This window comes from Streptomyces hirsutus (assembly GCF_001418415.1).
In the GTDB taxonomy this organism is placed as follows: Bacteria; Actinomycetota; Actinomycetes; order Streptomycetales; family Streptomycetaceae; genus Streptomyces; species Streptomyces hirsutus.
On record NZ_LIQT01000521.1, the window covers coordinates 1 to 6,332 of the forward strand.

Consider the following 6,332-nt stretch of genomic DNA (forward strand, 5'->3'; position numbering starts at 1 on the left):
AACGTCACGGGGAAAGTCCACTTACCCACGACGTAGGAGGCGTGGGCGAGATGGGCGTCGGGGACGGGGCGGCCGGTGACCGAGGAGGTCCAGTGCTCGACGGTGGTCGGGCCGGTACAGCCGCCCGCCACGTCGTGCCCATCCACCGCTACGGACCCCGAAGCCCCAAAGCATGCCCCGCCTGCCGCATCACCACCCATAGAAGACGCCGCCCCATACCAGCAATCACCGAACCTGATCACCGGTCACCACAAGTGACACCACTTGATCACCCGGCCCGCTATCTGACAAAACCGCAGATCAAACCCCACACAGCAAGACCGCCACCCACACCCGCGCCCCCACCAAAGCGCCCGCACCAGCACGCCAAACTGACAAACCCAGGCCAGCCCACCAGCCACTGATCAGAAAAACCGCCACCGGACAGCGACGCACTACGGGAACTCAGCATGGACTGGGCGTGACACCGGCCTCAGCCGGTCGGTGAACCGGCCGGACTCACAAAGCCAGGAGGCTGGAAATCCCAGTCAAGTCTCATCCGGCACCCCGGTGCGGGGACGCGGTGGTAGGCCCGCAGTCGGAGTACGGGAAACGGATGAATGCCCGCCCAGCCGGGAATAGCGGGCACGGGCCGCTGTTGATCACACCATGACTTCTGAGACGCGCGAGGCATTCGGACGGGTCGGCATCTGGAGCAGTGCCCTGCATGGGTCGCGGGCGGACGACGCGGGCAAAGAGGCGATCGCGGATGCGGTCGCCGAGCTCGAAGAGCTGGGGTACGGCACTCTCTGGATCGGGGGCAGTCCCTCGCCCGACGACGCCGCGGCCGTCGTCGTCGCCACCCGCACGGTCACCGTGGCCACCGGCATCCTCAGCATCTGGGACCACACCGCCGAGGAGGTGGCGGCGCGAATCGCAGCGATCGACGCGAGCGCACGCGGGCGATTCGTCCTCGGCTTGGGCGTCAGCCATGGCCCGATGGTGCCGCAGTACGCGAGGCCGTACAGCGCGATGGTGGCCTACCTCGACGCACTCGACGCCGCCACCCCGCCCGTGAACTCCGGACATCGGGTCCTCGCGGCGCTCGGCCCGAAGATGCTGAAGCTCGCGACCGGCCGGGCGCTGGGCGCACACCCCTATCTCGTCACCACCGAGCACACGGCGGAGGCACGTGAGGTGCTCGGCCCCGACGCGCTGCTCGCCCCGGAGCTGTCGGTAGTGCTCGACACCGACCTCGACCGGGCCCGCACCACTGCGCGAAACATGCTGAGGATGTACCTTCGACTGCCCAACTACACCGACAACCTGCTGCGCCTGGGGTTCGCGGAGAGCGACTTCGAGGGCGGCGGCAGCGTCCGTCTCCTCGACGCCCTCTTCGCCCTGGGCGACGCCGAGCTCGTGAGGGCCCGAACTCGGGAGTACCTCGACGCCGGCGCCGACCACGTCGCACTCCAGGTGCTCACCGCCGAGGAGGGCGGCGCCGGCCTGCCGCGGGCCGAATGGCGTCAGCTGGCCGGGGTATTCGCCGACGAGCTGTAGAGGACGGCACGCAAGGGCAGCCGGACATGGAGGCGGGGCACGCACCGGTATCACTCCGTCGGGCGTCAGTTTCCGTACCGGAGCGGGCGGTAGGCCTTGTACTCGCTGCCCGCTGCCCGCCCGTAGGTCAGTGAGCGGTAGCTGGTGCCGTGCACGCTTCGCTGTTCGTAGGCCGTGTAGGAGCGGTGGGCGGTGTCGTTCCATTTTTCGAAGATGACGACGTGGCGGGTGTCGTTGTTGCCGGTGGCGTCGATGACGAGGTCACCGGGCTGGAGCTCGCTCATGGCAATGGGGCGGGCAAGCCTGCGGTTGGCGAGCCCCACGGTGGTGGTGCCGGGTGCGGACAGGCCTAGGGCCATGGAGGCGTAGCCGGAGCAGTCCTGCCGGTAGCCGTCACGCCAGTGCGAGCCCTGGTTGGAGGGCACCGGGCGTCCTCCGTTGTTGGCGGTGAGCCAGGTATAGCGGCCCGCTGCAGGGTCTGCTGCCGTGAGCCGGGCTGAGGCGCGGGCGGCCCTGCCTGTACGGGGATGCCCGGCAGCCGGTCTTCGGGGATGTCCACCGCGACGACGGTGAGGAAGCCGGTGACGGGCTGGGTGATGTGAGCCATGAGGGTGGAACAGGCGCTGCCCTCACATACCCTGCGGCCGGTGTCGACTTGATAGTCGGCCGTGATGCGGTCCTGGCCGGGGAATTTCTGGTTGATCATTCCCACGGAGGGTGAGTCGATGTCCGGCATGGTGTGCACGACCCAGCGTGTCCCCCAGGTGGGGAAGGATGCGGCGGCCTGCGTGACGGCAGGCTGAATTGCCGTCGCGCCGGCGTGTGCGGGGGCCATCGCAGCCGATGCCGCTGCGGGCGGGCTGGTGACGGGAGGACTGCTCCTGCTTCCTCCGCAGGGCGGGCTCGGCGCCACGCCCGCGCTGGGCTCCGCAGCCGGCACAGGTACAAGCAGCAGTGCCGGCATTCTCGTCCACAACGTCGAGACGGCATGCCAGAAACCCCGCACGAACACGTGCGCGCTGTCCCTGGCCTACACCCCCTACCGCCCCTGCGTCACCTCCAACTCCGCCGACCGCGTCTGGCACCACGACCTGCTCCACGCCCGCTGCACCATCGCCAACGGCGTCACCGTCACTGACGAAAACCACAAACACACCAGCATCTGGATCCAGGTCACACGCAACGGGAACCACCTCTGGCTCCCAGGAATCCGCGTCCGCCCCGACCATCTCAACCAGCTCACCACCATCCTGCCCACATGCGCCCCATGGGCACCGGCCAGCCCATCAAGAACAACCCGCGCCAAATCCCCATGCCACCTCCTACCGGGTGAGAAGAACAGCACACGCCGACCCCTGATGGGGACCTTTGAAAACGGCTCTGTCCGCAGTTCCGTGATGTCGCCCGTCAGCGACGGGTCTCTTCAGCAACCGTGTCGTTCTCATCAGAAAGTTCGAGGCTGTGCCTCCAGCCCAGCCTTGCAAAGAGCAAGGCTGGGTCGTCCATCCGCTGAGGACCGACGACGCCATTGATCAGGGTTGTTCACTCGGTGAGTTCGGCCGAGGGCGGGTGGGTGGCCAGGGCCGGTGACATCTGTCCGGGAATCGGTGTCGGCACGAAGGGTTTCTGCGGGTCGTGCAAAAGGGCGAGATTCTCGGCTATGGCCTGCCAACATCCGTCGCTTGTGTGCTGCAGCAGCCAGGTCAACTTCTTGGCCGTTCCGCGGGCAAGCAAGGGGGCCTTCAGCCCACGGCGGGCTTTTTTCAGTTCCTGCAGGATCTCCCCCGTGTGTCCCTCAAGGCCCGCAGACAGCCGTGCCATGTCTCGTCATTGAGCCCTCCCCCGCGAGAAGCCGGTTCATTGCGTGGCCAGCCTTGCACCACAGTCGGCGCCCACTCATCAAGATCTGGGGCAAGACCCGGTGCACCGGCGGGCTCAAGCATCATCGACACAAGTGGGAGATGATCTCCACCGGGTACCGGTGCCCTTTGCACGACAGCGGCACGGACGACACCAGCAACCCCCGACACGACACGATCAAACCGAAGACCATCCCACACCGTCAGCCAACGTGACAGTGCCCACGCAGGTGCTCTTCGGGGAACGCCTGTGTGGCGGAGGCGGAGACTGCACCGGCCTGCCCGACGGCCTCAAGAAGCCTTACGTTCTTCGGGCTTCGCCGGCACGCACAGCCATGCGAGGCCCGCGGCGGTGAGGTAGGCGAGCGCGCCGATGGCCATGCTGGTCCGCAGCCCGATGTCGTAGTTGGTGGCTGTGGCGAGCAGACTGCCACCGAGCGCTACGCCGGTGGCGCTGCCGATCTGGCGGGTGGTGTTGAACAGGGCGGAGGCGGCCCCCGAGTACGCCGGGGGCGCGGCACCCATCACGGTGGCGGTCGAACCGGTGAGGGCGAAGGAGGTGCCGAACCCCGCGGCCATCATCGGGGCCACCAACAGCGGGTAGGCGGGGTCGGCTCCCGCCAAGGCCCAGCAGGCCAGCCCCATACCGGCCAGGAGCATGCCGAAGACCACCAGTGGACGATCACCGGTGCGGCGGGCCAGCCGCCCGGACAGGACGGAAGCGAACATGGTCATCGCTACCGCCGGGAAAAGCGCCAGTCCGGTGCCCAGGGCGCTGAAGCCGCGCTGGTGCTGGAATTCCAAGCTGGCGGTGAACACCATGCCGTAGAAGCCGAAGTTGAACAGAAGGCCGATGACGGCTCCGCCGCTTATCGTGCGAGACCGCAGCAGGCTCAGCGGAAGGGCAGGAGACCGGGCCAGCCGCTCACGCACCACGAATGCCGCGGCGGCCAGCGCGGCCAGACCCACCCCGGCGAGGACAACCGGATCGGACCAACCCCGCCGCCCGGCCTCGTTGAGCGCCGCGGTCAGCAGCGCCACTGCCGCCACGACCGCGCACTGCGCCGGCCAGTCCAGGGAGCGTGCGGCGCGCCGGGGCGAGCGGGCCACATGCCGCAGCGTCAGTACCAGGCAGGCCATGCCGGCGGGCAGGTTGATGAGGAATACCCAGCGCCACCCCACCGTGGAAACGAGGAGCCCGCCCAGCAGCGGCCCGGCGGAGGCCGCGATGCCCGCCATCGACCCCCACAGTCCGAAGGCCCGCGAGCGTGCGGCCGGCGCCGGGTAGGCATGCTGGAGCAGGGCCAGGGAACCGGGCACGATCAACGCCGCACCGAGCCCCTCCACCAGTCGGGCCGCAACCAGGAAGGGGGTGCTCGGCGCGAGCGCGCACGCGGCCGAGGACACAGTGAACACCGCCACGCCCGAGCAGAAGACTCGGCGGTTGCCCAGCCGGTCGCCCAGCGCGCCACCGGTCAGCAGGAACCCGGCGAAGACCAGGGTGTACCCATCGGTGATCCACTGGATGCCGGTGAGCGAGGCCGACAGCTCCCGGCCGATCACCGGCACGGCGACGTTGATGACCGTCACATCCAGAATCACCATGAAATACCCGGTGCACACCGCCAGTAGCGGTGCCCAGGACCGTCGCCCGGGCCCTGGGGCCGATGCGGGAGAGGACGTGGGCTCACCGCCATCGGCCGACTCCGCGAACGCCACGGCTCCAACTCCCTCTTGTCCGCGAAGACTCCGCACCAAAAGCCACCATAAGGGATAAATTAGCCACACTGATGGAGCCGGGTCGGCTGCGACGGTGTCCGGGATCGCCCAAGCCGGGCGGTGAGTCGACACCGAGGTGCCCGGTACGTGTCGGCGATGCCCGGGTTCCAGGAGGTGCGAGGCCCTGGCTGACGGAGTACGTCGCTGCGCAGGTTGCGGGCGCCCTGCGGCAGGATTCTGCTCAACATCCGCATCCCGCCCGCCGCGCACACCGCCCGTGTCGTGGTTTTTCTGTCTGCGGTACTGCTTACACCGTGTCCCATGTGACCAGTTGGCACTTGTGCTGGACATGGGGAGTGGACGGTGGGGATGGATTGTTCCGGACGGCTTGTGGGGGGGCGAGGCCGTTGCTGCCGCCGGCACCGACGATCCGCCCGGTCGCGCTGCTGGGCGGGATACGTACGGCCAGGGCCGTCGCGGTGCGGGCGCCGAGTCGGGCCAGGACGTCCTGCGGGGCCTTTGTCGCCCATCCCGGCGCGCCTTGAGGTGGGCCGGCAGACGCAGATTGACGCGGGCGGTGCCGCCCTCGTCACCTTCGGCGGGCGCCTGCGCCTTGAGCGGTTCGACGGGCGCGGCCGGCTCCGTGGGGCCGCCGTCGGCGGGCGGCGGCCCCACGAAGTCGGGGTGCAGCCCGCGCAGCCGTACGTCGACCGAGCCAGGGGCGAGCTCGCGGGTGATCTCGCCCATCGCGGCGGAGAGCACATGACCGATCGCCGTGAACGTCTTCGCTCCGGTGACGACAGCGGAGAACGCGATCAGCAGTACTGCCACGAACGGGTGACGCTTCCCGCGTCGGCGCCGCAGATCGGCCGCGTCAGCGGCCGCTCGGCCAGCGGACCGATCGCGCGGTGCTGATGAGTGGGCGATTGACCAGGCAGATGGTGGAAGACTGACGGCACATCGAAGCTCCGTTGCGCGAAGGGGACTTGGGAAGGCCACCTTCACAACGGAGCTTCGCTGCGTACGGTCGCGTACCCACCCGACATCGTCACACCGCCGTGACCTGCACACCTACATGATCGCTCCGGCTTTGAAATCGCCCTGAGTGCGCCGGCGTGGTGGGGGCTGGGCCGGCAGGGCGTCGTTGTCCGGATTTATGATGGGGTGCCCGGGTGGGTGCGTGAAAGCGGGGTGTTCGGGGTGGGATGTTACGGG

At 68.6% G+C, this 6,332-nt stretch carries 5 protein-coding genes; 2 read left to right on the plus strand and 3 right to left on the minus strand.

Translation table 11 applies throughout. From position 1 onward, the window contains the following. Nucleotides 1-648 precede the first annotated feature (648 nt). The gene (locus AOK11_RS33040) at nucleotides 649-1,539 is read left to right on the plus strand and encodes an LLM class F420-dependent oxidoreductase (protein ID WP_055597358.1); all 891 of its coding nucleotides are present in this window, start codon (nucleotides 649-651) and stop codon (nucleotides 1,537-1,539) included. A gap of 65 nt (nucleotides 1,540-1,604) precedes the next feature. Here the strand turns inward: AOK11_RS33040 and AOK11_RS44160 are convergent, their stop codons facing one another. The 3 genes from AOK11_RS44160 to AOK11_RS33060 form a co-directional block, all read right to left on the minus strand. Continuing rightward, entirely contained in the window at nucleotides 1,605-1,964 is a 360-nt protein-coding gene (locus AOK11_RS44160) for an NlpC/P60 family protein (protein ID WP_055597359.1), read from the minus strand. Between the two features lie 1,117 nt (nucleotides 1,965-3,081). After that, nucleotides 3,082-3,360, minus strand: a complete 279-nt coding sequence (locus tag AOK11_RS33055) for a hypothetical protein (RefSeq protein WP_055597361.1) — start codon at nucleotides 3,358-3,360, stop codon at nucleotides 3,082-3,084. Between the two features lie 329 nt (nucleotides 3,361-3,689). Continuing rightward, entirely contained in the window at nucleotides 3,690-5,117 is a 1,428-nt protein-coding gene (locus tag AOK11_RS33060; protein WP_079035241.1) for an MFS transporter, read from the minus strand. Nucleotides 5,118-5,636: 519 nt separating this feature from the next. Here AOK11_RS33060 and AOK11_RS44165 point away from each other — a divergent pair. Further along, entirely contained in the window at nucleotides 5,637-6,032 is a 396-nt protein-coding gene (locus AOK11_RS44165) for a hypothetical protein (protein WP_055597363.1), read from the plus strand. Nucleotides 6,033-6,332 lie beyond the last annotated feature (300 nt).

Bases quoted from the DNA above. Each gene is read 5' to 3' on its own strand.
- AOK11_RS33055 (WP_055597361.1), bottom strand. From the start codon at position 3,360: ATGGCACGGCTGTCTGCGGGCCTTGAGGGACACACGGGGGAGATCCTG.
- AOK11_RS33040 (WP_055597358.1), top strand. From the start codon at position 649: ATGACTTCTGAGACGCGCGAGGCATTCGGACGGGTCGGCATCTGGAGC.